Source organism: Pseudomonas sp. LjRoot277, from assembly GCF_964253845.1.
Classification (GTDB): Bacteria; Pseudomonadota; Gammaproteobacteria; order Pseudomonadales; family Pseudomonadaceae; genus Aquipseudomonas.
Genome location: NZ_CAXURI020000001.1, coordinates 1,138,913 through 1,165,137 on the forward strand (window position 1 = coordinate 1,138,913; position 26,225 = coordinate 1,165,137).

Here is a 26,225-nt window from a genome sequence, read left to right on the forward strand (position 1 = left end):
ATGCGAATTTTCGGCGAATGTCGTCTTCACAGTATAACCAGATTGCTTGGGGTTATATGGTCAAGTGAAGAAGCGCATACGGTGGATGCCTTGGCAGTCAGAGGCGATGAAAGACGTGGTAGCCTGCGAAAAGCTTCGGGGAGTCGGCAAACAGACTTTGATCCGGAGATGTCTGAATGGGGGAACCCAGCCATCATAAGATGGTTATCTTAAGCTGAATACATAGGCTTAAGAGGCGAACCAGGGGAACTGAAACATCTAAGTACCCTGAGGAAAAGAAATCAACCGAGATTCCCTTAGTAGTGGCGAGCGAACGGGGACTAGCCCTTAAGTGGCTTTGAGATTAGCGGAACGCTCTGGAAAGTGCGGCCATAGTGGGTGATAGCCCTGTACGCGAAAATCTCTTGGTCATGAAATCGAGTAGGACGGAGCACGAGAAACTTTGTCTGAATATGGGGGGACCATCCTCCAAGGCTAAATACTACTGACTGACCGATAGTGAACTAGTACCGTGAGGGAAAGGCGAAAAGAACCCCGGAGAGGGGAGTGAAATAGATCCTGAAACCGTATGCGTACAAGCAGTGGGAGCCCACTTGTTGGGTGACTGCGTACCTTTTGTATAATGGGTCAGCGACTTATTTTCAGTGGCGAGCTTAACCGAATAGGGGAGGCGTAGCGAAAGCGAGTCTTAATAGGGCGTCTAGTCGCTGGGAATAGACCCGAAACCGGGCGATCTATCCATGGGCAGGTTGAAGGTTGGGTAACACTAACTGGAGGACCGAACCGACTACCGTTGAAAAGTTAGCGGATGACCTGTGGATCGGAGTGAAAGGCTAATCAAGCTCGGAGATAGCTGGTTCTCCTCGAAAGCTATTTAGGTAGCGCCTCATGTATCACTGTAGGGGGTAGAGCACTGTTTCGGCTAGGGGGTCATCCCGACTTACCAAACCGATGCAAACTCCGAATACCTACAAGTGCCGAGCATGGGAGACACACGGCGGGTGCTAACGTCCGTCGTGAAAAGGGAAACAACCCAGACCGTCAGCTAAGGTCCCAAAGTTATGGTTAAGTGGGAAACGATGTGGGAAGGCTTAGACAGCTAGGAGGTTGGCTTAGAAGCAGCCACCCTTTAAAGAAAGCGTAATAGCTCACTAGTCGAGTCGGCCTGCGCGGAAGATGTAACGGGGCTCAAACCATACACCGAAGCTACGGGTATCACTTAGGTGATGCGGTAGAGGAGCGTTCTGTAAGCCTGTGAAGGTGAGTTGAGAAGCTTGCTGGAGGTATCAGAAGTGCGAATGCTGACATGAGTAACGACAATGGGTGTGAAAAACACCCACGCCGAAAGACCAAGGTTTCCTGCGCAACGTTAATCGACGCAGGGTTAGTCGGTCCCTAAGGCGAGGCTGAAAAGCGTAGTCGATGGAAAACAGGTTAATATTCCTGTACTTCTGGTTATTGCGATGGAGGGACGGAGAAGGCTAGGCCAGCTTGGCGTTGGTTGTCCAAGTTTAAGGTGGTAGGCTGGAATCTTAGGTAAATCCGGGATTCTAAGGCCGAGAGCTGATGACGAGTTACCCTTTGGGTGACGAAGTGGTTGATGCCATGCTTCCAAGAAAAGCTTCTAAGCTTCAGGTAACCAGGAACCGTACCCCAAACCGACACAGGTGGTTGGGTAGAGAATACCAAGGCGCTTGAGAGAACTCGGGTGAAGGAACTAGGCAAAATGGCACCGTAACTTCGGGAGAAGGTGCGCCGGTGAGGGTGAAGCATTTACTGCGTAAGCCCATGCCGGTCGAAGATACCAGGCCGCTGCGACTGTTTATTAAAAACACAGCACTCTGCAAACACGAAAGTGGACGTATAGGGTGTGACGCCTGCCCGGTGCCGGAAGGTTAATTGATGGGGTTAGCTAACGCGAAGCTCTTGATCGAAGCCCCGGTAAACGGCGGCCGTAACTATAACGGTCCTAAGGTAGCGAAATTCCTTGTCGGGTAAGTTCCGACCTGCACGAATGGCGTAACGATGGCGGCGCTGTCTCCACCCGAGACTCAGTGAAATTGAAATCGCTGTGAAGATGCAGTGTATCCGCGGCTAGACGGAAAGACCCCGTGAACCTTTACTATAGCTTTGCACTGGACTTTGAATTTGCTTGTGTAGGATAGGTGGGAGGCTTTGAAGCGTGGACGCCAGTTCGCGTGGAGCCAACCTTGAAATACCACCCTGGCAACTTTGAGGTTCTAACTCAGGTCCGTTATCCGGATCGAGGACAGTGTATGGTGGGTAGTTTGACTGGGGCGGTCTCCTCCTAAAGAGTAACGGAGGAGTACGAAGGTGCGCTCAGACCGGTCGGAAATCGGTCGTAGAGTATAAAGGCAAAAGCGCGCTTGACTGCGAGACAGACACGTCGAGCAGGTACGAAAGTAGGTCTTAGTGATCCGGTGGTTCTGTATGGAAGGGCCATCGCTCAACGGATAAAAGGTACTCCGGGGATAACAGGCTGATACCGCCCAAGAGTTCATATCGACGGCGGTGTTTGGCACCTCGATGTCGGCTCATCACATCCTGGGGCTGAAGCCGGTCCCAAGGGTATGGCTGTTCGCCATTTAAAGTGGTACGCGAGCTGGGTTTAGAACGTCGTGAGACAGTTCGGTCCCTATCTGCCGTGGACGTTTGAGATTTGAGAGGGGCTGCTCCTAGTACGAGAGGACCGGAGTGGACGAACCTCTGGTGTTCCGGTTGTCACGCCAGTGGCATTGCCGGGTAGCTATGTTCGGAATAGATAACCGCTGAAAGCATCTAAGCGGGAAACTAGCCTCAAGATGAGATCTCACTGGGACCTTGAGTCCCCTGAAGGGCCGTCGAAGACTACGACGTTGATAGGTTGGGTGTGTAAGCGCTGTGAGGCGTTGAGCTAACCAATACTAATTGCCCGTGAGGCTTGACCATATAACACCCAAGCAATTTGCTGACCTGAAGAGGCACCAGATTGCGGTGTGTGAAGACGACACAAGTCGAAAATTCGCAACGCAACACACAAATCTATTGCATACCCAATTTGCTGAAACGTCGAAAGACGGTTCAGTACCCGAATTTCTTGACGACCATAGAGCATTGGAACCACCTGATCCCATCCCGAACTCAGCAGTGAAACGATGCATCGCCGATGGTAGTGTGGGGTTTCCCCATGTGAGAGTAGGTCATCGTCAAGATTAAATTCCGAAACCCCTATCTGCGTATGCAGGTAGGGGTTTTGTTTTGTCCGCAAGAAAGTGGCTTTCAGTTAAAGCACAAATTTGAACAGTTATTTTCGATCCATGACACTAGAATAGGTCCAACTTTTTCGGAGCCAGAGCCTTTATGCCAGATCCGGTTGACGCCCCTGGGCTGTCAGAATTACCGCTGGACGACTTGGTTGCGTGTCATGAGTGCGACTTGCTGATGCGCAAGCCCGAACTCGCCCATGGCGAGAAAGCGCTCTGTCCGCGCTGCGGCTACGAGCTCTATGCCCATCGGCATAACGTCGTACAGCGCAGTCTCGCGTTGGTTCTCGCCGCTCTGTTGTTGTATATCCCGGCGAACTTTTTACCCATCATGCAGCTCCATCTACTCGGGCAGTCATCGCACGACACCGTCTGGAGCGGTGTTGTTGGCCTGTTCGATACCGGAATGCAGGGCGTTGCAGTCGTGGTGTTTCTCTGCAGCATGGGAATCCCGCTGCTCAAGTTGCTTTGCCAATTGGTTGTACTGCTGAGTATTCGTTTTGATATCGGACGCAGTTACGGCCTGTTGCTCTACCGCATTTATCACCATTTACGCGATTGGGGGATGCTCGAGGTCTACCTCATGGGCGTACTGGTGGCGATCGTCAAACTGGCAGATATGGCAGCAATTACCGTCGGTCTTGGTCTGGCGTGCTTTATCGGTTTGTTGTTGGTCCAGGTCTGGTTGGAGGTTGTGATGTCGCCCCATCAGATCTGGCAGGCTTTATCAGGAGAGGATGTCCATGCGGGCGATTGATGCAGGCATTCTGATTTGCGCCGAATGCCATGAATTGAACAAGCAGGAAGCGGATACCGACGAGCAGGTCTGCACCCGTTGCGGTGCGCTGGTTCACGCCCGTCGTCCGAACAGTGTGATGCGTACCTGGGCGTTGCTGGTGACCGCCGCGGTTCTCTACATCCCGGCCAACGTGTTGCCGATCATGACCGTCAGTTCACTGGGGCAGGGCGATCCCAGCACCATCATGTCCGGTGTGATCCAACTGGTTCAACACGGCATGATTCCAATCGCCGCCGTGGTTTTTATCGCCAGTATCCTGGTACCAACGTTCAAATTGGTGGGCATCGCACTGCTGCTGTTTTCCGTGCAACGTCGCCAGCCACTGTCGGCGCGCCAACGCATCTGGATGTACCGCTTTATTGAGTTCATTGGCCGCTGGTCGATGCTCGATATTTTTGTGATCGCCATCCTGGTGGCGGTTGTGAATTTCGGACGGCTTGCCAGCGTCGAAGCCAATCTTGGCGCCATCGCTTTCTCCAGTGTGGTGATTCTGACGATGCTTGCCGCAGTAACTTTCGATCCCCGACTGATTTGGGATAACACGGAGTCGGACGACGACCATGACTGATTTGCCTACAGCAAAAACCCGGCCGGCCTCGAACTGGTCAGCCATTTGGGTGTTGCCCCTGATCGCCCTGATCATCGGCGGCTGGCTCGGCTGGCGTGCCTACAACGAGACCGGCATCGAGATTCAGGTGCGTTTCGAAAGTGGTGAAGGCATTCAGGCCAACAAGACCGAAGTCGTCTACAAAGGCATGTCGGTGGGTAAGGTAAAGACCCTCAAACTTGATGACGAAGGCAACTCCAAAGGCGTGATCGCCACCGTCGAAATGAACAAGGACGTGGAGCCATACCTGCGGACCAGCACCCGTTTCTGGCTGATCAAGCCGAGTGTGACGCTGGCCGGCATCACAGGCCTGGAGACACTGGTCTCGGGTAACTACGTCGCGATAAGCCCGGGCGAGGGTGAGCCGACGCGCAAGTTCAAAGCCCTGGCCGAAGAGCCGCCGCTGTCGGACGCCCAGCCCGGTTTGCACCTGACCATCAAGGCTGATCGCCTTGGCTCACTGAATCGCGGCAGTCCGGTGTTCTACAAGCAGATCAAGGTTGGCCAGATAAAAAGCTACTTGCTCTCCGAGGACCAAAGCACCGTTGAACTCAAAGTCTTCATCGAGCCCACCTACGCCAAACTGGTGCGCAAACACACGCGTTTCTGGAACGCCAGCGGCATCAGCATCGACGCCAATCTGTCGGGTGTGAAAGTGCGTAGCGAGTCCCTGGCGAGCATCGTCGCCGGCGGTATCGCGTTCGCCACGCCGGAAAACCGCAAGGACAGTCCGCCAACCGATCCGAGTCTGCCATTCCGTCTCTACGAAGATTTCGATGCGGCCGCCGCCGGGATTCGGGTCAAGGTCAAACTCAGCGACTTCGAAGGAATGCAGGCTGGTCGCACACCGGTTATGTACAAAGGCATCCAGGTCGGCAATCTGAAAGCGCTCAAGATCGATCCTGATCTATCCAGTGCCACCGCCGAATTGACCCTCGATCCTCTGGCTGAGGATTACCTGGTCGAAGGCACCCAGTTCTGGGTGGTCAAACCGTCGATCTCGCTTGCCGGTATCACCGGTCTCGAAGCGTTGGTCAAAGGTAACTACATCGCCGTGCGTCCAGGAGACAAAGGCGCCGCACCGCAGCGCGAGTTTGTGGCACGGCCGAAGGCACCGCCGCTCGACTTGCGTGCGCCAGGATTGCACCTGGTGTTGTTCACAGAGAACCTGGGTTCGCTGGAAGTCGGCAGCCCGATTCTCTACAAACAGGTCAAGGTCGGTTCGGTCCAGAGCTATCAGTTCTCTCGCACCAAAAAGCAGTTGGTGATTGGTGTACACATCGAGAAGGAATACGAAGGGCTGGTCAATGCCTCGACACGGTTCTGGAATGCCAGCGGCATCACGCTGACCGGCGGGTTGACCGGTGGAATCCAGGTCAAAAGTGAGTCGCTGCAAAGCCTGATGGCTGGCGGCATTGCCTTCGAAACCCCGGAAGCCAAGGCTCCATTGCAGAAGCGGATTCCGCGTTTCCGTTTGTTCGCCGGTCATGATGAGGCGACGCAAAAAGGCGCCGTGGTAACAATCAGGGTTGATCGCGCCGATGGTTTGCGCAGCGGCACGCCGATTCGATTCAAAGGCCTGGATGTCGGCAAAATTGAAGACGTCGATCTGAGTGATGACCTGCAATCGGTGTTGCTGACCGCGCGAATCACCGAAGTGCCGGAGCGTATCGCTCGGGTCGGTAGTCAGTTCTGGGTCGTCAAGCCTGAACTGGGTCTGATCAAGACATCCAACCTCGAAACGCTGGTCACCGGCCAATACATCGAAGTGCAACCGGCCGCAAAAAACCTCGGCCCGCAAAAAAACTTTGTGGCCCTGACCAATCCGCCGGAAACCGCCAAACAAGAAGCCGGTTTGAGTCTGGTGTTGAGCGCTGCCCGTCGTGGTTCGCTGAAAACGGGTGTGCCGGTCACTTATCGCGAAATCACCGTGGGCAAGGTGACAGGCTATGAACTCGGCGAGACGGCGGATCGTGTGTTGGTGCACATCCTGATCGAACCGAAGTACGCGCCGTTGGTGCGCAGCGGCACGCGCTTCTGGAACTCCAGTGGTTTTGGCTTTGATTATGGCTTGTTCAAAGGTGCGACGATGCGTACTGAATCACTGGAGACGCTGATTCAGGGCGGCATCGCTTTCGCCACGCCGGACGGCGAACGCATGGGCAGTCCGGCGCGAGCTGAGCAAACGTTCCCGCTGTTCGATAAGTTCGAAGACGAATGGCTGACCTGGGCACCGAAGATTTCAATCGGCAAGTAAGCCCAAAACACAGGCATGAAAAAGGCCGCGATCCATTGGATCGCGGCCTTTTTTATGGCTGTCAATTAATGCAAGTCAGACCGCATCCAGCTCCGGTTCATCCGCTTTAACGGTAGCGGCAGCCTTCACCTCATCGTGACGACGAATGTACTTCCAGTCAGCCTCGTCGATGTAGATCCCGTTCGGCCCGCTGCCGCCTTCCAGGTCGATGGCGACACTGGCGCAGACCTGCGGTTTCACACTCGCCAGGATCGGTACGAAGCCCAGTTGCAGACTGGTTTCCAGCAGCGCTGCCTGGTTCTTCTCGTCGATGTCCGCTGCCTCGTCGAGGTAGTACGGCAGGCGCACGCGACCGGCCTGGTCACGGTCCATCAAGTGCAGCAACAAGTACATGTTGGTCAGCGCCTTGATGGTCATGGTCGTACCGTTGGAAGCGGCACCATCGATGTCAGTGTGGATAACCGGCTGACCGTTGACCTTGGTGATCTCGAACGCCAACTCGAACAAATCCTTGAGGCCGAGCTGGTTGTGGTTCGCCGCCACCAACCGCGCCAGATACTCCTTGGCTTCTTCGTTCTTGTTGTCCTGATCTGCGCTTTGGCTCAGGTCGAACACGGATAAGGTTTCGCCTTCTTCGTATTGGCCAGCGCTGTGGATGATCTGGTCGATGTGCTTGAGCGCTTCCTTGTTCGGCGCGAGCACAATGCGGAAGCTTTGCAGGTTGGAGACCTGACGCTTGTTGATCTCGCGGTTGAACAACGCCAGTTGATGCTCAAGGCTGTCGTAGTCGCTGCGGATGTTGCGCAGGGTCCGGGCGATGTCGGTAACGGCGGCACGACGCGCCTTGCCAAGGGTCAGTGCTTCGTCGGTGCGGTGCGCGTAAGCGTTGATCAACAGTTGCAGGCGACGTTCCATATCGTCTTCGCTGTCGAACTTGGCCACGCCCTTGAGGCGGACCTGCGCATACAGCGCCTCGATCTGACCATCGCTGCGCTGCAAACCCTGCCAGCTGTCCTGATAGTCATTGAGCAGCGGCAACAGGTTGTCCATGGAATCGTCGATCGGGTCCATGAACGGCGTACCGAACGGCAGGTCTGCGGGCAACAGCTGACGGCGGCGCAGGGCGTCGTCGAGGGTGCGTTGCTTGGCTTCCATGTCGCCGATCTGCCGGCCGACCAGTTGCAGTTTGGCCGACAGTTGCTGGACGCGTTCGGTGAAAGCGTCGCTGGAACGCTTCAACTCGTCCTGCGCCGCTTCCATCTGCGCCAGCTGTTCCAGCTTGTCGCCTTCCTCGGCGCTCAGGGTTTGCGCGCGGCGGAAATCCTCCAGCGCTTTCTGCGCATCCAGCACTTGCTGGTACAGCGCTTCGGTCTGGGTCTTGCTCGCGGCGCGGTCGGCGGCCACGGCTTGCTGGGTTTTCAGTTGCTTGAGTTCTTTGTCCAGACGCTCTTTCTGATCTCGCAACGCCGCGCGGTCAGCCAAGGCTTGCAGCGCTGGAGGTTCGATGTGCGAGATGTCGATGGACAGGCCCGGTACTTCGAAGCGCTCGCCCTTGAAACCGTCGAGAATCAGTTCCATGGATTTGACCCACTGACCGTCCTCGTCCAGCGTAATACCGTGCTCACCCAGCGGCAGGCTGAACAGCGCGCTGTTGAACAGGCGCATCAGGCGCTCGACATCCTGTTGCGAGAATTCTTCACGCAGACGGGCGTAGCTATTGTTGTCAGCGTGATCGAGTTGCTGTTTCACCGACTTCAGGCGTTTTTCCAGATCCCGCAGACGCTCTTCCAGATCCTCGGCGCTGAACTGCCGCGACTGCGCCAGCGCACCGGCCAGTTCATCGTGCGCGTCCTTGGCGGCGAGCAGTTGCTGCTCAAGCACTTTGACGTCATCGACCAGCGCGAAGCGATGCTTGAGCACCGACAGCTCGCCGAGCCAGCGCTGGATGCCGGTGATTTCCCGCTCCAGGCGCATCAGCTCCTGAGTACCGCCACGCTGATCGTTTTGCAGCGCGTCCTGTTCGTTGCGGTAGTGTTCGGCCTGAATCGTCAGCTCTTCCTTGCGCGCACTGGCGTAGTCCGACCAGGTGCCGAGCAGGGAATCGAGCAGCGGCGAGATGCGGTGTAATTTGCCGCGCAGGATATTGCGCTGGGTCACGCCTGCCGCAAGGGCTTCGACCAATGGGCCGGCAGTGACCAGCGAGTTGTAGTCCTGCTCCATGCGTCGTACATCGCGGAACGCTTCTTCGCACGCGGCGATGTAATCGACGCTGCCGGAACGCAGGCTGTGTTCGAACGCATCGAGGAACAATTGTTTGAGCTTGGCTGCGGTAATTTCGCGCATGTGCAGCAGGTTGATGAACAGTGCGCGGAAGGTCTTCAGGCTCTGCTCGCTGGTGGAGCGCAGCGGGATCAGCGTCAGGTCCAGCGGAATCGACGTGTGGCCGCCCACCAGCAATCGACGCAGTTCATCCGGCTTGAGCTCGTAGGCTTTCAGGCCTTCGCGCTCAAGGTTGGTGAACAGTTCTTTCTGACGCAGGCAGGTGTCGTTTTTCTGGTAATGCGCCAGATCCAGTTTGCCGGCGTAGGCAAAGAACTGGTGACCGAAACCACCGCCCGGGCCGCGACCGACCACACCAATCACATGTGGACCGTGAGGTAGCGAGACTTCGACCAGGATGTAGCTGGTGTCCGACGCGAAGTAGAAGCGCCGGGATTGTTCCAGGCTGTACTTGCCGAAACTCATGTCCGACATGCGCGCCAGGATCGGGAACTGCAAGGCGTTGATCGACGCGGATTTACCGAGGTTGTTCGCGCCGTAAACCGACAGCGGTTCTTCCAGCGGGAACAGGCCGAGGCTGTAACCGGCGGTGTTCAAAAGGGCAAAGCGGCGAATGCCGTAGCGTTCCTTGCTCATGCGTCGGTCTCCTGTTCTTCGGCAATGGCGCGGGCCATGGCGTCTTCTTCGCTTTCTTCTTCGAAGTCACTCAAATCCAGCGGGTCATCGGTTTCCAATAGTTTTTCGTCGCTGTCGTCATCGATCAGCACTGGCACCGGCAATGGCAACACACTGTGCAGGCTGGCCGCCAGGTCGCGATCCTGCTGGACCGACAGGCAAACATCGAGGAAGCGGTGCATCGGCGGCAGGAAACGGTAGATGCCGTTTTCTTCGCCGGCGAAACCGAGCTGAGTCATGCGGCGCATGATTTTTTCTTCGAGTTCTTCGACGGTCTGCACTTCGGCCTGGATGAACAAGTCGCGGTACTTTTCCAGCAACGATGGCAACTCGTCGCGGCCGAGGCTGCCACCGTCGAGTACGGCAACCGGATCGCGGCCCTGATCGGCCAGATGTTCGACGAGAATGAAGGTGAACAGCGCCAGACGTTGTGCGGTCTTGTTCACTGCTGCAGCGGCGAGTTCCGGCACGAAGTAGTAGAAACCCCGGGTGTCGCAGACCAGTTCAAAGCCCAACGCCTTGAACAGCGTGCGGTACTGGTCCTGGAAGTTCGACAGTTGCGCGTACAGCTCAGGGTCGCGGCGGCTGACGTGGTAACCCTTGAACAACTCGCGAAAAATCGGCGCCAGCTGGGACAGTTCGTTTAGATCAAGATGCATGTGGGGTGCTCGCAGAATCCTCGGCGGCGGTGTCGCGGGCCGAGAGCAGGGCGAAGGAGCGCAGGCTGACCTGGTGCTCGTGAGTGTGGTAATCGCGGCGTTCCAGACGCTCGCGTGTGAAGCGCTTTTCCCGCGACAGGCGCGAGAACCAATAAAGCAATTCGTCGGTAGCGCCGTCCGGCTCCTGCTCCAGCAGCCAGGTCATCAGGTCCGGCATCGGCAGGGCGTCTTCGCAGCGTTCGAGCATTTCCCGAACCGTGCGTGGCGCGCGCGGCGCTTCGCCTTTTTGAGTCTTGTGGGCCTTGGGGAAGCGCGCCGGTTTCGGCTCGAAACGGGCCAGGGCGTAAACGTAGGCTTCGACCTGACTGGCACTGCCGAGGAAGGTGCTTTGCGGTCGGGTGAACATCGGCATCGCCGCTTGTGGCACCGCATCGATGCCTTTACGACGGATGGCCGACAAGGCCAGCGCCGCGCCACGGGTCACGGCGTTGTGCCGACGGGCTTCTTCACGCAGTGGCAGCAATAGCTCGCGAGCGTGACGCAGCGTCAGCTGGGCGCTGGTCTGCATTTCGAGGATGCGCGCGTGGGTGCGCAGCAGCATGTCGTCATCGACCAGATGGCCGAGGCGCTGCTGTTCGGTGAGCATCTTCAGCAGCACGTTCTCGACCTTGCGCACGCCTTGTTCGAAGGCGCCGTCGGCGTTCACCAACTGAATCATCGGCTCGACGTATTCGTCCCAGGTCGCCAGCACTTCAGCGTAACGCTGACGCAGGGGAATCTGCCGGTCGCTGGTCTTGGCCCTCTCGGCGACGGCCACCAGGGCCTGTTCGTCGTTGGCGAGTTTCTTCAATACGTCCCGTACGCGCATGTCGAGCAGGCGCAACTGGCGCGCCAGGTCGTGGCCGTCGCGGATGTCGAAAGCGTCCTGGATATAACCGGCCAGACGCTCGAGGTGACGCAAATAGGCTTCGATCTCCAGGCACAGGCCCAGACGGTGCTCACGGCGCAGGTAAGCGAGGAAGTCGTGGATCTGCGCATTGAGCTCGAAACGGTTCGGGCTTTTCGCCACGGGAACCAGAATGTCGAGGCGGATCCACACATCCAGCAGGCTGGTGATGTCCTGCGGCGTACTGTCCAGTTGCTGGGCGGCCAACTGTGAACGCAATTCGTTGAGGCTCAAGGTGCCTTGGTCGAAGTGCTCGCACAGCGGCTCCAGAAGTGCCCAGTGTTCAGCGAGGGCGCGCAAGACGCGCTTGGGTTCGATCATCGGAATGGCCGGCTGGTTGGCGATTAAAAGTCGCGATTGTACTGCATCACGCCCGTTGCGATTCACTCTCGGGACGGACAGTTGGCTTTCTATCGATCAAGCGTGGGCGATCTTGAGCGAAGGGCGGTAGAATCACCGCACTTTAGTTATCCACAAGTGGCCGACCTTTGCTTATCGAGTCCCGTCGCCGCGCTTATTTGACCGCCATGCAGGTGGTCAACTGGCTGCCGCGCACCGAATTGCCCTTTGCTGCGCCCTCGCGCCCTGAGTTGCTGGAGATGCCCGAGCCGTTGGTCGTCGCGCCGGTTGCGCCCGCGCCTGTGGCTGATTCGCCCGTGGAACCGCTGGTCAAACCGGCCGAACGGGTGAAAATCGAGGTGCCACGGCCATCGCTGGCCAGCACGCGCACGAATGCCAAGGTTGAAGAAGAGGCCGCTCCGGTTGTGGCCAAGGCGCCAGTCGTGCCGCCACCGCGTTTCGCCCTGCAATTGCTGCGGGCCGGGCGTTGCCTGCTGCTGGTGGAGTTACCCACAGGCGAATCCTTCCAGACCCGCGACCCCGCCTATCTGTTACTCAAAGACATGCTGCGCGCCGCCGGCCTGCCGGACAGCCCGCAGATCGTTGGCGAGCCGGTGCGTTGGCCGCTGTTGTCTCGTGGCACCATGGATCAAGGCCCGGAAGCGGCTCGCGACTTCGTGCAAGGTTTTCTCTCGGCCCGGCTGGAAGACGCACCGTGTGTCTGCGTGTGGCTGATCGGCCTGCCGGCGGTGCGTTTCGCCGGTGAGGCGAGCGCCGAATCCTTCAACCGTGAACTCCAGGTCGAAGGCCTGGGCTCGGTCTGGGCCCTGCCGGGTCTGGAATTATTAATGGAAGAGCCACAGCGTAAGGCTGATGTCTGGCAAGCCATGCGTCGGCTGATGGCGCGCTGGAAAGAATCGAATGAGTGACGCTGTATCGTTCCGCCCGATGACCGAGGCGGACCTGGACGCTGTACTGAAAATCGAATATGCGGCTTACAGCCATCCCTGGACTCGCGGGATTTTTCTCGATGGGCTGGGTAAATATCAGATATGGCTGATGTTTGAAGGCCAGCAGCAGGTTGGCCACGGGGTGGTGCAGATCATCCTTGATGAAGCGCATCTGCTGAACATCACCGTCAAACCGGAGAACCAGGGCCGTGGCCTGGGTTTGACGTTGCTGGAGCATTTGATGTCCCGGGCGTATGACGCCAAGGCGCGGGAGTGTTTTCTGGAAGTGCGCGACAGCAACCGTGGCGCGTTTAAGTTGTATGAGCGTTATGGGTTTAACGAGATCGGTCGGCGGCGCGATTACTACCCAGCGGTAGGTGGGCGTGAAGATGCTGTCGTCATGGCTTGCACCCTCGTCGATTGAGTTACAGCTATTGTGGCGAGGGAGCTTGCTCCCGCTCGGCCGCGAAGCGGTCCTGAGATTTTACGACTGCTTCGCAGCCGAGCGGGAGCAAGCTCCCTCGCCACAGATCAATGATTACCGTCCATCGGATCCTGCCGCGCCAGCTCCTCTTCATCCAGCCCATTGCCCCCGCCGATGTCGTCTTCATCGACAATGCTCAATTCCCAATCGGCCTGACCACCTTCACCCGCTTCGTGGGCGTCCCGTGCGCCGTCTTCACGGATCAGGGTTTCCGGGCTCATGTCGTCGTCGGTGGACTCATGGTCATCGGTCGAGGCCCCTGTCATGCCGGCTTCACGTACGCGTTCCCGAGGCATCAGGCGTTCACGCTCCGTTTGCGGCAGCTCGTCGCCGATTTTGGCGCTGGGTTCTTCCTCGTCGAAGTCCAGCTCATGCATCGAACCCATGCGGTCTTCGTTGTCATCGATGGGCTCGGGTTGCACCGCATCGTACGGACGTCGTGATTCAGTCATGGCAATTCCTCATACTGTAGGCCTTACTACGGTGGACCCCCTGGGCTGCTGAGAATTCCTCCGGCATGGAAAACCGGGTATCTGCATCTGGCGCGTGACCCCGACAGATGGTTGTCTGTCATAGAAGCGCATCATTCTCGAGGCTTCATTGCATGAACGAATTACAAGATCTGATTGATAACAACGAGCGCTGGGCTGACGCGATCACCAAAGAAGATCCTGATTTCTTCGCCAAGCTGGCCCGTCAGCAAACCCCGGAATACCTGTGGATCGGTTGCTCCGACGCCCGGGTGCCGGCGAACGAGATCGTCGGCATGCTGCCCGGTGATTTGTTTGTACACCGCAACGTGGCCAACGTGGTGCTGCACACCGACCTCAACTGCCTGTCGGTGATTCAGTACGCGGTCGACGTGCTGAAGGTCAAACACATCCTCGTTACCGGCCACTATGGCTGCGGCGGCGTGCGCGCCTCGATGCAGGACCGTCAGCTGGGCCTGATCGACGGCTGGCTGCGCTCGATTCGCGATCTCTATTATGAAAAACGCGAAGAACTCGCCAAATTGCCCACTGAAGAAGAGCGGGTCGACCGCCTCTGCGAATACAACGTGATCCAGCAAGTGGCCAATGTCGGGCACACCAGCATTGTGCAAAACGCCTGGCACCGCGGGCAGAGCCTGTCTGTTCACGGCTGCATCTATGGCATCAAGGACGGTCGCTGGAAAAGCCTGAACGCCACCATCAGTGGTTTCGAGCAATTGCCGCCGCAGTACCGTCTGCGTCCGGTCGAGGCGTTGTAACGCCCTTCAGCAGAGACTTCGCCGGCGCCAGTGCTGCAGAAACAACTGGCCGTCGGCGTTCGGCGATTCATCGTAGCCGGTGATCCAGCCACGGCAGTCGAACGAGCCACACTGGCAGGCGAACTGACGCAGGAGTTTGTCTTCGGTGGAAGCGTAGTCCATCGTCAGTCGGTCGCCTTTTTTGATGTCCTTCAGCGCCCACAACCACAGCTCGCTCATGTCGAGAAATACGTTTGGGTCGCAGGAGTGTCGCAGCAGCCCGCAGAAGCGCGGGTCGTAGACATGGATGCCACGGGCCAGTTGCCGGGTATGCCGACACCGATAAGGCAGCAGATGCCCCGAAGCCCGACAAATTCGGCTGATGCGTGGAAAGTCCCGAAGTACTGCGACGGCTGCCGCCGATCCGTTGGTGTTGTCGATAATCTCGAAGTCGGCCCTGGAGGGGAATCCAAGGCGAACGGGCAACTCCTTAAATGGATAAATCCCATCGGGTGGTTGCGCAAGCGTCCCGTGCAGGGTCTGGGTTTTCATAACGATCCTTGTCGGCTGGGTGCTGCGACCTCCATCAGCTGACGATCCTGTCAGCTCTGCAACACATGGGTACGACTCAAGCCTCTCGCAAATGAAACGGCGGGTCTACTGTCAGTTATGACAGTAGACCCGCCGTTCATCGTTTTACAGCGCCGGGACAGGGATCGCCGTCGCGGGTACCGGAGCTTTCAGCTGTTTGAGCTGAGATTTGATCGGTGCCGTCGCGCACTTGGCCGCGGCTTTTTCGGGCGTCAGGTTGCGGATCGAGGTATAGAACAGCTCGCAGGTTTTATCTGCTTGGGCCACTTGCCAGGTTTGGGTGCAGCTTCTCAGTTCAATGTCGGGATTACTGTCCGGTTGGCGGCCCATGGCGGCCTGCCAGCACGCGGCACTCAAATCCTGGCCCATGACTTTAAGGCCAGCGGCATCGGCCTTGGCCTGGGCATCGCTGCCGGTATAGCTTTCCGGGTCGGCGGCGTACCAAATGTAGCTTGGGTGGTTGGAACCCAGCACTGGCACTTTCACCCCGTCGCTCGGACTGATGCTGACCAGACCCAGCACGTTCACGGTCGGCCCGTATTGCTGCTTGATCCAGTTACGCACTGGCGCGCCGAAGGCGACCATCGGCAACGCCGCACCACTGGCGTTCTGGCTGAGTTGCTTGACCATGGTGGTCTGGTAGTCCTTGAAGTAGTCGTAGACGCCTTCCAGATCCTTGCCGGCGTTGGACGGTGCGGCAATCGGTGCGATGTCGATGATGGTCTGGTAGCCCGGCGTCTGGTCGGTCGGGATTCCGTTGACAGTCAGCAGTGTGGCCCAGCGATCGGTGGTGGCGGATCGCAGGTAATCCTGAGCCTGGGTCAACGAATAGTCGGGTGGGAAGTGCAACAGTTCAACGCTTTTGCGGTTTTCCAGGGCCATGCCCAGTGGCAGGAACAGATACCAGCTGTAAGCCCACTTGCCGTCGGCATTCAGCTTGCTGGCGCCGGTGTAGGCCAGATCACCGGCATCGAGCAACGCCGCCAGCGGTTTTTCATAGCCACGGGGTACGCCGCTGATTTCGGCGTAGAGCTGATTGTTATCGGTTTTGACCAGCACTTTCGCCGCGCTGTAACCATCGCGCTGCACGCTTTGGGTCAGGTAATGCTCGACCGTTTGCTCCAGCGTCCAGTTGCGAAAGCAGATCACGTTGCAGTTGTTGGGATAGGCGAACAGGCGGGTGACGCGTTCGGTACTGCCCAGCTTCAGGTCGACATCGGCATGGGCGGCGGCACTCAGGGTGAGGGCCGCGAGGGTGAATCCTGCGAATTTGAACATGCTCAGATCCTTTTCAGCGTGGTCCCGTTGATTGGGCTACGCGCCATACTGGATCAGCGGCGTTACACAGAACAGTGTCTGCGTGTAGTTTTTTTGCGTAGAGCCTGCGGTGTGTATGCCAGGAACTCTGGGTTATGGAGTCCGGCCCGGGCTTGATGTCTATGGGCCGGACGGAGGTTGAAGCGTTACAACAGCTTTAGTGCCAAATGAGTACCGGCGCGCAAGTACTCGACCTGTGCAAATACAGCATCCTTGACGATGGCCTCTCCTGTATCGGTCAGTTTGGCTTTTTTGGCATCAATGATGGACGTTTGCGTTAATTGCATGACTACATCCATTGCTTTTTGAAGGGCCGTCAAATTGTTGTGCTGGCCGAACTCGCGGACGACAGCGTCCATACGGCGATCTGCATCATCACGCAGCTTTTTATATTCAACGACTGAAACCCTACCGTCCTGGTAAATCTCGTTAATCATCTCTTCCAGCGTTTTCGAAATTAAAGACATGTGTTTGTTCATCCTTGGTCAGTGCTGTCTTGCTTTAAAAAGTTTGTGAGCTGTCGGAGTTTACGCAGTGATTTATAGGTTGGAGATAAGAACTCTCCGGGTTTCATGTCAGGCGCAATCGAGCCTGTTTGTAGGATAAATCCAGGCGTTTGTTTCATGCTCAAGCAGGGTGAACTGATTGCACCTGCCCGCAGCAGGTGCAACCACTTACGTGTTATGGCATCACCGGCGCCGTATACGTCAGCGTCGTCCCCAACGCCCACAGCAGAAACAGCACCAGCGGCGTGTGCACCAGCAGTTGCACGAACGAAAACCCGATCAAGTCCCGCGCCTTCAACCCGAGCACGCCCAGCAGCGGCAGCATGTAGAACGGGTTGATCAGGTTCGGCAGGGCTTCGGCGGCGTTGTAGATCTGCACGGCCCAGCCCAGGTGGTAGTTCAGGTCGGTGGCCACTTGCATGACGTACGGCGCTTCGATGATCCACTTGCCCCCGCCGGACGGGATGAAGAAACCGAGGATCGCCGAGTACACGCCCATCAGCAGCGCGTAGGTGTCGTGGGACGCGATTTGTACGAAAAAGGTCGAGATGTGGTGAGCCAGTGTCTGAGCGTCAGTCCCTTTGACGGTGGTCATCAGCGCGGCGATCGAGCCGTACAACGGGAACTGAATCAGTACGCCCGTGGTGGTCGGCACCGCACGGCTCACCGCGTCAAGGAAGCTGCGCGGGCGCCAGTGCAGCAGGGCTCCGAGCATGATGAACAGGAAGTTGTAGGTGTTCAGCCCGGAAATCGCACTGATCGCCGGTTTGGTCGAGAATTCGTGGAACAGCCATCCGGCCGCCAGCAGCACCAGCAAAATCGTCAGCACCGGGCTGTGCTCCAGCCATTCGCCGGGGCGGGTGCGCGGTTGCAGCGGCGGCAGGTTGAAGCTTGGATCGATGCCGCAAGCCTTGGCATCACGGGCCGAGTTCGGGCCGGGGGCGGTGGCGTAGGCAATGATCAGCGAGATCACGATCAGCGCCAGCAACATCACACCGGACTGCCAGAGAAAGATCGTTTGCGTGAAAGGAATCACCCCAGTGATCGACAGAATCGATGGCGGCAGGCTGGCCGGGTTGGCCTGCAATTGCGCGGCGGACGAGGACAAGCCCAAGGCCCACACCGCGCCGAGACCCAGATAGGCGGCAGCACCGGCGGCGCGGTAGTCCATTTTCAGATCGGTACGGCGGGCGAGGGCACGCACTAGCAAACCGCCAAACACCAGCGACAACCCCCAGTTCAGCAGCGAAGCGACATGGAGATCAACGCAACCCAGGCCACGGCCGAGCGGCCGTTTTTCGGGATCCGCGCCAGCCGGTCGATCAGTTTCACCGCCGGTGGCGAGCTGGCAACCACATAACCGCCGATCACCACGAAAGCCATCTGCATGGTGAACGGGATCAGGCTCCAGAAGCCGTCACCGAAGGCCATGGCGGCGTCGGTGGGTTTGGCGCCCATGAACAGGGTGGCCACGGCGACGATAATCACCGCCAGTGCGGCAAACACCCAGGAGTCGGGGAACCAGCGTTCGGCAAAACTTGAGCAGCGCAGGGCAAAGCGGGCAGAGCGGGTATCTTCGATATCAGCGGCCACGGGTGTACCTCGAATTTTTATGTTTGTTGTGGTCTTTGGGGCCGCAAAGGCCCGTCTAGACAGGTGCCAACAGTAAAACAATCGGTTCTATTTTGTGACGAAGTTTTACGCGTCTAGGACTTTGGTCTAACGGGTTGTCCGTTGGCGCGTTTGCGTAGACCATGGGCGCCTTGGTTTTTTGCCTATGCCAGAGTTCTTTTCATGACCGCCAATACCGATTCGCGCCCGGCGCCGTTCAACCGCTCGGATTACAAGACCCTCGGCCTTGCGGCCCTTGGCGGCGCGCTGGAAATCTACGATTTCATCATTTTCGTATTTTTCGCCCTGACCCTCAGCCAGCTGTTTTTCCCGCCGGAAATGCCGGAGTGGCTGCGTTTGCTGCAAAGCTTCGGGATCTTCGCTACCGGTTATCTGGCGCGGCCACTAGGCGGGATTCTGATGGCGCATTTCGCCGACCGACTGGGCCGCAAGAAGGTCTTCAGCCTGAGCATCCTGATGATGGCGCTGCCCTGTCTGCTGATCGGCATCATGCCGACCTATGCGCAGATCGGTTATTTCGCACCGCTGTTGCTGTTGGCCCTGCGAATCCTCCAGGGCGCGGCGGTAGGCGGCGAAGTGCCGAGCGCCTGGGTGTTCGTCGCCGAGCATGCACCCGTTGGGCATCGCGGTTATGCCCTCGGTTTCCTGCAGGCCGGGCTGACGTTTGGTTACCTGATCGGTGCACTGACGGCGACGTTTCTGGCGCAGGCGTTCACCCCGGCAGAAATCCTTGATTACGCCTGGCGTTACCCGTTCCTGCTGGGCGGCGTGTTCGGCGTAATCGGCGTCTGGCTACGCCGCTGGCTCAGCGAAACCCCGGTGTTCATGGCCATGCAGGCGCAACGTGATGCAGCCGTCGAACTGCCGCTGCGCACGGTCTTGCGTGAGCATCGCCTGGCCATGCTGCCGGCGATGATCCTCACCTGCGTACTGACCTCGGCGGTGGTGGTGTTCGTGGTGATCACACCGACCATGATGCAGAAAACCTTCGGTATGACCGCCAGCCACACCTTCGCCTTGAGTGCCTTGGGCATTGTTTTTCTGAATATCGGTTGTGTACTCGCCGGGCTGCTGGTCGACCGCATTGGCGCCTGGCGTACGGTGATGCTCTATAGCCTGCTGCTGCCATTGGGCATTGGCGTGCTCTATACCTGCCTGATCATCGGTGGCAGCTGGATCGGTCTGGCATATGCGGTGGCCGGCCTTGGTTGCGGGGTGGTCGGCGCGGTGCCGTCGGTGATGGTCAGCCTGTTCCCGGCGCGGATTCGTGTCTCGGGGATTTCCTTTACCTACAACATTGCCTACGCCATCTGGGCGAGTATCACACCGTTGCTGCTGATCGGTCTGATGCCGTGGAGCCCATGGATCTGCGTGATCTTCTGCGCGGTGATGGGGGCTGTGGGGGTGAGTTGTGCCGCGTATTTTGGAGCGCGGATGCCTAATGTCGGGAGCCGCAGCGTGGCTTCAAGCCAGGGCAAATCGTTGAAAGACTGCGTTAATCCGTAACAGGCATCTATGTCCCGCGTGGCGCGGAGCGGAAAAAAGAATGGGCACGCCAACCAGGTTGGGTGCCCATTTTTTTATGGGGGTGGCGGATTAGATGACGCGGCTTTGTTGCTTGGCGAAAATCGCCGCTATCTCGGGTTCATCCAGATGATCCAGCATTCGCTCCACCAACAAATGCACGCCGTCAGCCATGCGGCTGAGCGCCAAGGCTACGGAGCGGCGGGAACCGTCCACATCGTCGGCGAGGTTGGCGGCGATGGCGCTGATGGACAGCAAATCTTCGGAGGCATTGGCGAGAAGGGTTTCAGGGTTGATACCCGGGCAGACGCTGAAGAGCTGACCGTTGCGTTTTGGTGGTTTGGGGTCGGCTGGCGGAAAGTGATGGTCGAGGGCGCGCTCGGCGGCTTCGTGGAGCTTGTTGGAGTCGAGTGATTCGTAGGGCGATGCCGGATCGGTTTCCGGCGGATTTGGTGTGACCTTGAACATTGGCTCAATCCTCATATGAGTGAGGCTGCAACCCGTTCGCTACTAAACGTAAGGGTGGCAGCTGTGCACAGGTTAGTAGACCGATGAGCCAAGAAATCGGCGCGCCGAAGCGCCCTGCACACAACCGCCATCAAGTGCGGGCATGGGCTGCCTGCTACATAGAGACGTTGTGCGTCTTGACATCGACGGGCTACTAAACCCGATCACTGATGGGCAGTGACAGGAACCAAGTTACCGACCGCCCCCAAGGCGCACAAGCCGGCAGATTCTGGCGTAGCTGTAGGCAACGACGCAAGGTGTTGTAGCTTGCAGGAAGTAACCTTGAGCCGTTTTCAACACGTGCTGTCGAGCGGTGTTTAATTTCCGGAAATGTTGGGAAGAAACGATGTTTCGAGAACCATTCGGCTTCTGGCGACAAGACGCGCATCAAGATGCCTAACTATTTTTGTAGGACAAACTTGAAACACTCTTCAGAAAATATCCCTGAGGCCGATGGTTAGGCTGCATGCCGCTTTCTATCCCTGTCCATCGGTGTATCCCCATGTTCAACAAACGCTTGAAGCAGGAGCTGTCGGCTCTTCGCGAAGAACTCTCCAGCCTCCAGCAAGTGAAGGAAAGTCTGGAAAGCGAGATGCTGGTCCTGACCCTCGATGCCGATGGGCGGATTCAATCGGTCAACCAGAACTTCATCGGCGAGATGCTCTACAAAAGCAGCGACCTGATAGGGCGACACATCGAAGACATCGTCCCGGCCCATGTGAAGTCGGACGAATTCCACCAGCGCTTCAAGGTCGCGTTGACCCGTGGCGAGCACTTTGCCGGCACGGTGCGTTTGTTGCGCGGCAATGGACAGGAAGCCTGGCTGCGTTCGATCGTGCAGCCGGTCCGGTCCGCGCGCGGCCAGATCAAGAACTTCTCGATTTATTCCAGCGACCTGACCCGCACCATCGAGGCGTCTCGTGAACATGAGAACCTGATTGGCGCCCTCGTGCGCTCCACGGCAGTGATTGAGTTCGACCTCAATGGCAACGTGCTGGCGGCCAACGACCGGTTCCTCAGCGGCATGGGTTACAGCCTGGCGCAGATCAAGGGTAAACATCACCGCACCTTCTGCGAACCGGAGGAATACAACAGCACCCAGTACCAGGACTTCTGGCGCCGCTTGAATGCAGGCGAGTTCATCGCCGCCCGTTTCAAACGCATCGACAGCCACGGTCGCGTGGTCTGGCTGGAGGCTTCCTACAACCCGGTGGTCGATGCCAACAACAAGCTCTACAAAGTGGTGAAGTTCGCCACGGTGATTACCGATCAGGTCAATCAGGAGCAAGCTGTCGCCGAAGCGGCCAATATTGCCTACAGCACCTCGCAGCAAACTGACAGCAGCGCGCAGCGCGGTAACGCCGTGGTGACTCAGGCGGTCAACGTAATGCGTGACCTTGCCAAGCACATGCAGACCGCCGGCGAAGGCATCGAAGCGCTGAACGAGCAGTCGCTGGTGATCGGTACCATCGTCAAAACCATCAGCGGGATTGCCGAACAGACCAACCTGCTGGCGCTCAACGCGGCCATCGAAGCGGCTCGGGCCGGGGAACAGGGGCGTGGTTTCGCGGTGGTGGCGGATGAGGTCCGGCAATTAGCTTCGCGCACCAGCCAGGCAACCGATGAGATTGTCGGCGTAGTGCGTCAGAACCAGGACATGGCGCGCAACGCCGTGGCGCTGATGACCGAGGGCAAACTCCAGGCTGAGCAGGGGCTGGCGCTGGCGGCAGAGGCGGGGACGGTGATTGTCGAGATTCAGGACGGCGCACAGAAAGTGGTGAACGCGGTCGGGCAGTTTGCCAATCAGTTGGCGACTTGATGCCTGCCATCGCGGCGTAAATCGCTACAATCGGCGTTTTCCCCAGGAGCAGCCATCATGAGCGTTTCTCACCGCCGTCCGGTTCCCTTGGCCAAGGCTTATCGTCTGCTCAATCACGGCCCGACCGTGCTGGTCAGCGCGGCCCATGACGGCCAGCGCAACATCATGGCGGCGGCCTGGGCCATGCCGCTGGATTTCGAGCCGCCGAAAATTGCCGTGGTGCTGGACAAGTCCACCTGGACACGGCAATTGCTGGAGGCTTCGGGCACGTTTGTGCTGAACGTTCCCTGCGCCGCCCAGGCCGACATTGTCCAGACCGTAGGTTCGACGTCCGGCCTGGAGTTGACCCGGGACCAAGGCCGGGACAAGTTCCAGGTCTATGGCTTGCCGACCTTCAGCGCTGAATTGATCGAGGCGCCGATGCTCGAAGGCTGCGTCGCCTGGCTGGAATGCCGATTGCTGCCGGAGCCGGGCAATCACCAGCAGTACGATCTGTTCCTGGCTGAAGTGATTGCCGCTCAGGCAGACGAGCGCGTGTTCAGTGACGGTCGCTGGCACTTCGAAGGGCAAGACGCGTTGCGCACCTTGCACCATGTGGCTGGCGGGCATTTCCTGAAAATCGGCGATCCAGTGGACGGCAAAACCTTGCAGCCATAAGCAGCCGGCCTTTCACACCCAGACGTCATTCTGCGCCGTGCGCTCGCCACCTTCGTTACCCGTGTTCAGCACACCCTTGGGCTCGATCAGCAGGAGTTTCACCTCCTGCTCGGCGAACGGTTTGTGCTCGACACCTTTTGACACCACATACATTTCGCCGGCGTTCACCAGCACGTGGCCATCGCGAAAGTCGATGCGCAGTTGCCCTTCGAGGACGATGAAGGTTTCGTCGGTATCAAGGTGATCGTGCCAGATGAAATCCCCCAGCAGTTTCACTACCTTGAACTGGTAGTCGTTCATTTCGGCGATGACCCTAGGCGTCCAGTACGGGTCGATCCTGGCGATTTTTTCAGCGAAGTTCAGGCTTTCGTAAGCTTTCATGAAGCAGCTCTCGTGGTTGATCGTAAATCCACGATAGCCGGCGCATCGGCGTACTTCTTGAACGATTGTGCGTGGCTCAGCGGCGGTGCATTTTCATCCAGCGGGCTGGCGACAGGCCGTAGGTTTTGCTGAACTGCCGGGTCATGTGGCTCTGATCGGTGAAGCCGGCGATCAGCGCGGCGCTGACCAATGTCTGGCCCTGAATCAGCAGCGAGCGGACCAGGTCGAGGCGGCGCATGGTCAGGTATCGATAAGGGCTGGTGCCGAACAACAGGCGAAAATCCCGTGACAGGCTCCAGCGATCTCGACCGCTGTGTTGCGCCAGTTCTTCCAGCGTCACGGTGCGATCCAGGGCGCTGTGGATGAATTCCCGCGCGCGTTCGGCGGCCACGTAGTCGAAGCTCTGGCGGGTGGCAGGCACTCCGCAAACGCTGTTCAAGGCTTGCGCCAGATCGAACAGCGCATCCTGCTCTTCCAGAGGCTCGAGGGGGCAATCGAGGCTTCGCAGCAGCACGGCGGTCGCGGCGAACAAACGTGGATCGTTCGACAGGCCGGTCTTGATAAACGGCAACGGCTGGCCGCCGAGCATCTGCTGGATCAGCGCCGGCTCGATGTACATCATTCGGTACTGGAACCCGGTCTCGGTGCCGGCTTCGCCATCGTGAACTTCGTCCGGGTGCAGCACCATGGTCCCGCCCGGCAGACTATGGCGCCAGCCACCGCGGTACTGAAAACTCTGCACACCGGCCAGCGTGTGGCCGATGGCGTAGGTGTCGTGGCGGTGAAGGTCGTAGCCGTGGCCTGCAAAAAATGCCTCGAAACGCTGAAGCCCGCCGACGTCGGGCGCGCGGTGGAACCAGTCGATGGGGGGCGTGTGCTTGGCCATGGTGATGTTGCCTTGAACTCGATGCTGAACACGTTACCCCACTGAACAGCCGCCTGTCTGCTGCCGTTCGAATCACCCGGCTGGTAGAAAATCCCCGACTAATGTTGCAAGGTGTTGAATATTTTTTAAGCCACGAAGGCGCCCCACATCATGGAAATATCCCACCTGAGTTACGCCGCTCCGTTGTTGTCGTTGGCGCTGTTGTGGACGGTTGCGGTGGTGACGCCGGGGCCGAACTTCTTCAATACCGCGCAATTGGCTGCCAGTTGCTCCCGGCGCCACGGTGTCGTCGCCGCACTGGGCGTGGCTACGGGCACGGTGCTTTGGGGATTGGCGGGTGGCCTGGGCATCAAGTCGCTGTTCAACGCTGCGCCGACGCTCTATCTGAGCTTCAAGATTGCTGGTGGTTGTTACCTGATCTATCTGGGATTGAAGCAGTTCAAGCGCAAACCACCGAGTGTGCCGGGCGATAGCCACTCGCTGAATGGCGCAGGTCGCACGCTGCTATCGGCGTATGGCCGGGGCTTTGTCGGCAACATGACCAATCCCAAGGCCGCGCTATTCGTTGCAACGATTTTCGCCACGGCCATGCCAGCCTCGCCGCCACCGATGTTGTTGGCGCTGGCCGTGTTGACCATGGCGACCTTGTCATTCAGTTGGTATTGCAGCGTGGCACTGCTGTTCGCCAGCCGGAGGGTCGCGGGTGCCTACGATCGTTCGCGTAAATGGCTGGATCGCTTCGCCGGCAGTTGTTATCTGCTGTTCGGCGCGCATCTGGTGGCCAATCGTTGAGGAGTTCTGAATGAGCAAGCTGCGGGTAGGCATTATTTTTGGCGGCCGTTCGGCTGAACACGAAGTGTCGCTGCAATCGGCGAAAAACATCGTCGATGCGCTGGATCGTTCGCGCTTCGAGCCGGTGCTGATCGGCATCGATAGGCAAGGTCACTGGCACCTTAATGACCCTTCAAACTTCCTGCTCAATCAGGAAAACCCGGCGCTGATTGCCCTTAACCAATCCAACCGTGAACTGGCTGTCGTGCCGGGCAAGGTCAGTCAGCAATTGGTGGAAACCTCCAGTCAGGAAATGCTGGGGCACGTCGACGTGATCTTCCCGATCGTCCACGGCACCCTGGGTGAAGACGGTTGCCTGCAAGGGCTGCTGCGCATGGCCGATCTGCCGTTTGTCGGCTCCGACGTGCTCGGTTCCGCCGTCTGCATGGACAAGGACATCAGCAAGCGCCTGCTGCGTGACGCCGGGTTGGCGGTCACGCCGTTCGTCACCCTGACCCGCGCCACCGCAGCGCGTACCGGGTTCGCTGAGGTGCAAGGCAAACTCGGTCTGCCGTTGTTCGTCAAACCGGCGAACCAGGGATCCTCCGTGGGCGTCAGCAAGGTGAATGACGAAGCCGAGTACGCGGCAGCAGTAGAGCTGGCCTTGGGTTTCGATGAGAAAATCCTGGTCGAGTCCGCCGTCAGTGGTCGCGAGATTGAATGCGCAGTGCTCGGCAACGAAGACGCCATCGCCAGCGGTTGTGGCGAGATCGTGGTGAGCAGCGGGTTCTATTCCTACGACAGCAAATACATCGACGCTCAAGCGGCTGAAGTGGTCGTCCCGGCTAACATCAGCCTCGAGGCCAGTGAGCGCATCCGTGCCCTGGCCGTCGAGGCGTTTCAGGTGTTGGGCTGTTCCGGGCTGGCGCGGGTCGACGTGTTCCTGACCGACTGCGGCGAAGTGCTGATCAATGAGATCAACTCGTTGCCCGGCTTCACCCGCATCAGCATGTACCCCAAGTTATGGCAGGCCGCCGGTATGACTTACAGCGAGCTGGTCAGCCGTTTGATCGAGCTGGCGCTGGAGAAGCATCAGGCGAGACAGGCGCTGAAGATCTCTCGCTAGGCTTAATCCAACAATAATTAT

20 protein-coding genes, 2 rRNA genes and 3 pseudogenes are annotated in these 26,225 nt (G+C 58.3%); 14 read left to right on the forward strand and 11 right to left on the reverse strand.

Annotation, left to right across the window (positions count from 1 at the left end; all coding sequences use genetic code 11):
• The first annotated feature begins 58 nt into the window (after window positions 1-58).
• The 5 genes from ACSQ87_RS05415 to ACSQ87_RS05435 all read left to right on the forward strand — a co-directional run bounded on the left by ACSQ87_RS05415 (window position 59) and on the right by ACSQ87_RS05435 (window position 6,926).
• Window positions 59-2,949: ribosomal RNA gene (locus tag ACSQ87_RS05415) — 23S ribosomal RNA — on the forward strand.
• 147 nt (window positions 2,950-3,096) lie between these two features.
• Window positions 3,097-3,212 (forward strand): 5S ribosomal RNA (gene rrf / locus ACSQ87_RS05420).
• 148 nt (window positions 3,213-3,360) lie between these two features.
• Entirely contained in the window at window positions 3,361-4,020 is a 660-nt protein-coding gene (locus tag ACSQ87_RS05425; protein ID WP_223429616.1) for a paraquat-inducible protein A, read from the forward strand.
• A complete protein-coding gene (locus ACSQ87_RS05430) occupies window positions 4,007-4,630 on the forward strand; it encodes a paraquat-inducible protein A (protein ID WP_223429617.1) in 624 nt (207 codons plus the stop codon). Before ACSQ87_RS05425 ends, ACSQ87_RS05430 begins: the two co-directional genes overlap by 14 nt.
• The gene (locus ACSQ87_RS05435) at window positions 4,623-6,926 is read left to right on the forward strand and encodes an intermembrane transport protein PqiB (protein ID WP_436273494.1); all 2,304 of its coding nucleotides are present in this window, start codon (window positions 4,623-4,625) and stop codon (window positions 6,924-6,926) included. Before ACSQ87_RS05430 ends, ACSQ87_RS05435 begins: the two co-directional genes overlap by 8 nt.
• Window positions 6,927-7,001: 75 nt before the next feature.
• On the opposite strand, the gene mksF is transcribed toward ACSQ87_RS05435, so the two are convergent.
• The 3 genes from mksF to mksB are packed head-to-tail and all read right to left on the reverse strand — an operon-like array spanning window position 7,002 to window position 11,807.
• Complete coding sequence (mksF, locus tag ACSQ87_RS05440; RefSeq protein WP_436273495.1) at window positions 7,002-9,842, reverse strand: Mks condensin complex protein MksF; 2,841 nt, start codon at window positions 9,840-9,842, stop codon at window positions 7,002-7,004.
• Window positions 9,839-10,540 carry an Mks condensin complex protein MksE gene (gene mksE / locus ACSQ87_RS05445; RefSeq protein WP_436273496.1) on the reverse strand — a complete coding sequence of 234 codons (702 nt, stop codon included), beginning with the start codon at window positions 10,538-10,540 and terminating at the stop codon, window positions 9,839-9,841. The genes mksF and mksE overlap by 4 nt, the downstream gene beginning before the upstream one ends.
• Entirely contained in the window at window positions 10,530-11,807 is a 1,278-nt protein-coding gene (mksB, locus tag ACSQ87_RS05450; protein WP_162556247.1) for an Mks condensin complex protein MksB, read from the reverse strand. The genes mksE and mksB overlap by 11 nt, the downstream gene beginning before the upstream one ends.
• A gap of 206 nt (window positions 11,808-12,013) precedes the next feature.
• Here mksB and ACSQ87_RS05455 point away from each other — a divergent pair, with 206 nt between their 5' ends.
• Window positions 12,014-12,754, forward strand: a complete 741-nt coding sequence (locus ACSQ87_RS05455; RefSeq protein ID WP_436275082.1) for an energy transducer TonB — start codon at window positions 12,014-12,016, stop codon at window positions 12,752-12,754.
• Complete coding sequence (gene rimI / locus ACSQ87_RS05460) at window positions 12,747-13,199, forward strand: ribosomal protein S18-alanine N-acetyltransferase (RefSeq protein WP_008145534.1); 453 nt, start codon at window positions 12,747-12,749, stop codon at window positions 13,197-13,199. The genes ACSQ87_RS05455 and rimI overlap by 8 nt, the downstream gene beginning before the upstream one ends.
• Before the next feature lie 107 nt (window positions 13,200-13,306).
• Here rimI and ACSQ87_RS05465 read toward each other — a convergent pair whose 3' ends face one another.
• The gene (locus ACSQ87_RS05465; protein ID WP_436273497.1) at window positions 13,307-13,711 is read right to left on the reverse strand and encodes a serine kinase/phosphatase; all 405 of its coding nucleotides are present in this window, start codon (window positions 13,709-13,711) and stop codon (window positions 13,307-13,309) included.
• Window positions 13,712-13,863: 152 nt separating this feature from the next.
• Here ACSQ87_RS05465 and can point away from each other — a divergent pair, with 152 nt between their 5' ends.
• Entirely contained in the window at window positions 13,864-14,508 is a 645-nt protein-coding gene (gene can / locus ACSQ87_RS05470; RefSeq protein WP_008145531.1) for a carbonate dehydratase, read from the forward strand.
• A gap of 6 nt (window positions 14,509-14,514) precedes the next feature.
• Here the strand turns inward: can and ACSQ87_RS05475 are convergent, their stop codons facing one another.
• From ACSQ87_RS05475 to ACSQ87_RS05490, 4 genes and pseudogenes are all read right to left on the reverse strand, one after another.
• Complete coding sequence (locus tag ACSQ87_RS05475; protein ID WP_223429621.1) at window positions 14,515-15,039, reverse strand: SET domain-containing protein-lysine N-methyltransferase; 525 nt, start codon at window positions 15,037-15,039, stop codon at window positions 14,515-14,517.
• Between the two features lie 144 nt (window positions 15,040-15,183).
• On the reverse strand, window positions 15,184-16,356 hold the full coding sequence (locus ACSQ87_RS05480; RefSeq protein WP_436273498.1) for a hypothetical protein: 1,173 nt from the start codon (window positions 16,354-16,356) through the stop codon (window positions 15,184-15,186).
• Between the two features lie 185 nt (window positions 16,357-16,541).
• On the reverse strand, window positions 16,542-16,862 hold the full coding sequence (locus ACSQ87_RS05485; protein ID WP_008153466.1) for a hypothetical protein: 321 nt from the start codon (window positions 16,860-16,862) through the stop codon (window positions 16,542-16,544).
• Window positions 16,863-17,076: 214 nt separating this feature from the next.
• A pseudogene (locus ACSQ87_RS05490) lies at window positions 17,077-18,494 on the reverse strand (short-chain fatty acid transporter).
• A 201-nt stretch (window positions 18,495-18,695) separates the two neighbouring features.
• Here ACSQ87_RS05490 and ACSQ87_RS05495 point away from each other — a divergent pair.
• The gene (locus tag ACSQ87_RS05495; RefSeq protein WP_436273499.1) at window positions 18,696-20,039 is read left to right on the forward strand and encodes an MFS transporter; all 1,344 of its coding nucleotides are present in this window, start codon (window positions 18,696-18,698) and stop codon (window positions 20,037-20,039) included.
• A 90-nt stretch (window positions 20,040-20,129) separates the two neighbouring features.
• Here ACSQ87_RS05495 and ACSQ87_RS05500 read toward each other — a convergent pair whose 3' ends face one another.
• Window positions 20,130-20,525 carry a DUF6124 family protein gene (locus ACSQ87_RS05500; RefSeq protein ID WP_095130347.1) on the reverse strand — a complete coding sequence of 132 codons (396 nt, stop codon included), beginning with the start codon at window positions 20,523-20,525 and terminating at the stop codon, window positions 20,130-20,132.
• Between the two features lie 631 nt (window positions 20,526-21,156).
• Here ACSQ87_RS05500 and ACSQ87_RS05505 point away from each other — a divergent pair.
• From ACSQ87_RS05505 to ACSQ87_RS05515, 3 genes and pseudogenes are all read left to right on the forward strand, one after another.
• Window positions 21,157-21,795 (forward strand): annotated as a pseudogene (locus ACSQ87_RS05505) (PAS domain-containing protein); the annotation flags it as partial.
• A gap of 150 nt (window positions 21,796-21,945) precedes the next feature.
• Window positions 21,946-22,383: pseudogene (locus ACSQ87_RS05510) on the forward strand (methyl-accepting chemotaxis protein); the annotation flags it as partial.
• Between the two features lie 57 nt (window positions 22,384-22,440).
• Window positions 22,441-23,040, forward strand: a complete 600-nt coding sequence (locus ACSQ87_RS05515) for a flavin reductase family protein (protein ID WP_223429625.1) — start codon at window positions 22,441-22,443, stop codon at window positions 23,038-23,040.
• Between the two features lie 12 nt (window positions 23,041-23,052).
• On the opposite strand, the gene ACSQ87_RS05520 is transcribed toward ACSQ87_RS05515, so the two are convergent.
• Together ACSQ87_RS05520 and ACSQ87_RS05525 are read right to left on the reverse strand one after the other, a co-directional pair.
• Window positions 23,053-23,421, reverse strand: a complete 369-nt coding sequence (locus ACSQ87_RS05520) for a cupin domain-containing protein (RefSeq protein ID WP_046048322.1) — start codon at window positions 23,419-23,421, stop codon at window positions 23,053-23,055.
• A 76-nt stretch (window positions 23,422-23,497) separates the two neighbouring features.
• Window positions 23,498-24,307 carry an AraC family transcriptional regulator gene (locus tag ACSQ87_RS05525; RefSeq protein WP_223429626.1) on the reverse strand — a complete coding sequence of 270 codons (810 nt, stop codon included), beginning with the start codon at window positions 24,305-24,307 and terminating at the stop codon, window positions 23,498-23,500.
• A gap of 150 nt (window positions 24,308-24,457) precedes the next feature.
• Between ACSQ87_RS05525 and ACSQ87_RS05530 the strand changes: the two genes are divergently transcribed.
• Complete coding sequence (locus ACSQ87_RS05530) at window positions 24,458-25,099, forward strand: LysE family translocator (RefSeq protein WP_436273500.1); 642 nt, start codon at window positions 24,458-24,460, stop codon at window positions 25,097-25,099.
• A 10-nt stretch (window positions 25,100-25,109) separates the two neighbouring features.
• Window positions 25,110-26,204 (forward strand): D-alanine--D-alanine ligase, encoded by a 1,095-nt coding sequence (gene ddlA, locus ACSQ87_RS05535; protein ID WP_436273501.1) that lies wholly within the window; start codon window positions 25,110-25,112, stop codon window positions 26,202-26,204.
• The last annotated feature ends 21 nt before the right edge of the window (window positions 26,205-26,225 follow it).

Bases quoted from the DNA above. Each gene is read 5' to 3' on its own strand.
- ACSQ87_RS05430 (WP_223429617.1), top strand. From the start codon at position 4,007: ATGCGGGCGATTGATGCAGGCATTCTGATTTGCGCCGAATGCCATGAA.
- rimI (WP_008145534.1), top strand. From the start codon at position 12,747: ATGAGTGACGCTGTATCGTTCCGCCCGATGACCGAGGCGGACCTGGAC.
- ACSQ87_RS05465 (WP_436273497.1), bottom strand. From the start codon at position 13,711: ATGACTGAATCACGACGTCCGTACGATGCGGTGCAACCCGAGCCCATC.
- ACSQ87_RS05475 (WP_223429621.1), bottom strand. From the start codon at position 15,039: ATGAAAACCCAGACCCTGCACGGGACGCTTGCGCAACCACCCGATGGG.
- ACSQ87_RS05500 (WP_095130347.1), bottom strand. From the start codon at position 20,525: ATGTTCAAGGTCACACCAAATCCGCCGGAAACCGATCCGGCATCGCCC.
- ACSQ87_RS05530 (WP_436273500.1), top strand. From the start codon at position 24,458: ATGGAAATATCCCACCTGAGTTACGCCGCTCCGTTGTTGTCGTTGGCG.
- ACSQ87_RS05525 (WP_223429626.1), bottom strand. From the start codon at position 24,307: ATGGCCAAGCACACGCCCCCCATCGACTGGTTCCACCGCGCGCCCGAC.
- mksB (WP_162556247.1), bottom strand. From the start codon at position 11,807: ATGATCGAACCCAAGCGCGTCTTGCGCGCCCTCGCTGAACACTGGGCA.
- ACSQ87_RS05515 (WP_223429625.1), top strand. From the start codon at position 22,441: ATGAGCGTTTCTCACCGCCGTCCGGTTCCCTTGGCCAAGGCTTATCGT.
- ACSQ87_RS05425 (WP_223429616.1), top strand. From the start codon at position 3,361: ATGCCAGATCCGGTTGACGCCCCTGGGCTGTCAGAATTACCGCTGGAC.
- ddlA (WP_436273501.1), top strand. From the start codon at position 25,110: ATGAGCAAGCTGCGGGTAGGCATTATTTTTGGCGGCCGTTCGGCTGAA.
- can (WP_008145531.1), top strand. From the start codon at position 13,864: ATGAACGAATTACAAGATCTGATTGATAACAACGAGCGCTGGGCTGAC.
- mksF (WP_436273495.1), bottom strand. From the start codon at position 9,842: ATGAGCAAGGAACGCTACGGCATTCGCCGCTTTGCCCTTTTGAACACC.
- ACSQ87_RS05480 (WP_436273498.1), bottom strand. From the start codon at position 16,356: ATGTTCAAATTCGCAGGATTCACCCTCGCGGCCCTCACCCTGAGTGCC.
- mksE (WP_436273496.1), bottom strand. From the start codon at position 10,540: ATGCATCTTGATCTAAACGAACTGTCCCAGCTGGCGCCGATTTTTCGC.
- ACSQ87_RS05435 (WP_436273494.1), top strand. From the start codon at position 4,623: ATGACTGATTTGCCTACAGCAAAAACCCGGCCGGCCTCGAACTGGTCA.
- ACSQ87_RS05495 (WP_436273499.1), top strand. From the start codon at position 18,696: ATGACCGCCAATACCGATTCGCGCCCGGCGCCGTTCAACCGCTCGGAT.
- ACSQ87_RS05520 (WP_046048322.1), bottom strand. From the start codon at position 23,421: ATGAAAGCTTACGAAAGCCTGAACTTCGCTGAAAAAATCGCCAGGATC.
- ACSQ87_RS05455 (WP_436275082.1), top strand. From the start codon at position 12,014: ATGCAGGTGGTCAACTGGCTGCCGCGCACCGAATTGCCCTTTGCTGCG.
- ACSQ87_RS05485 (WP_008153466.1), bottom strand. From the start codon at position 16,862: ATGTCTTTAATTTCGAAAACGCTGGAAGAGATGATTAACGAGATTTAC.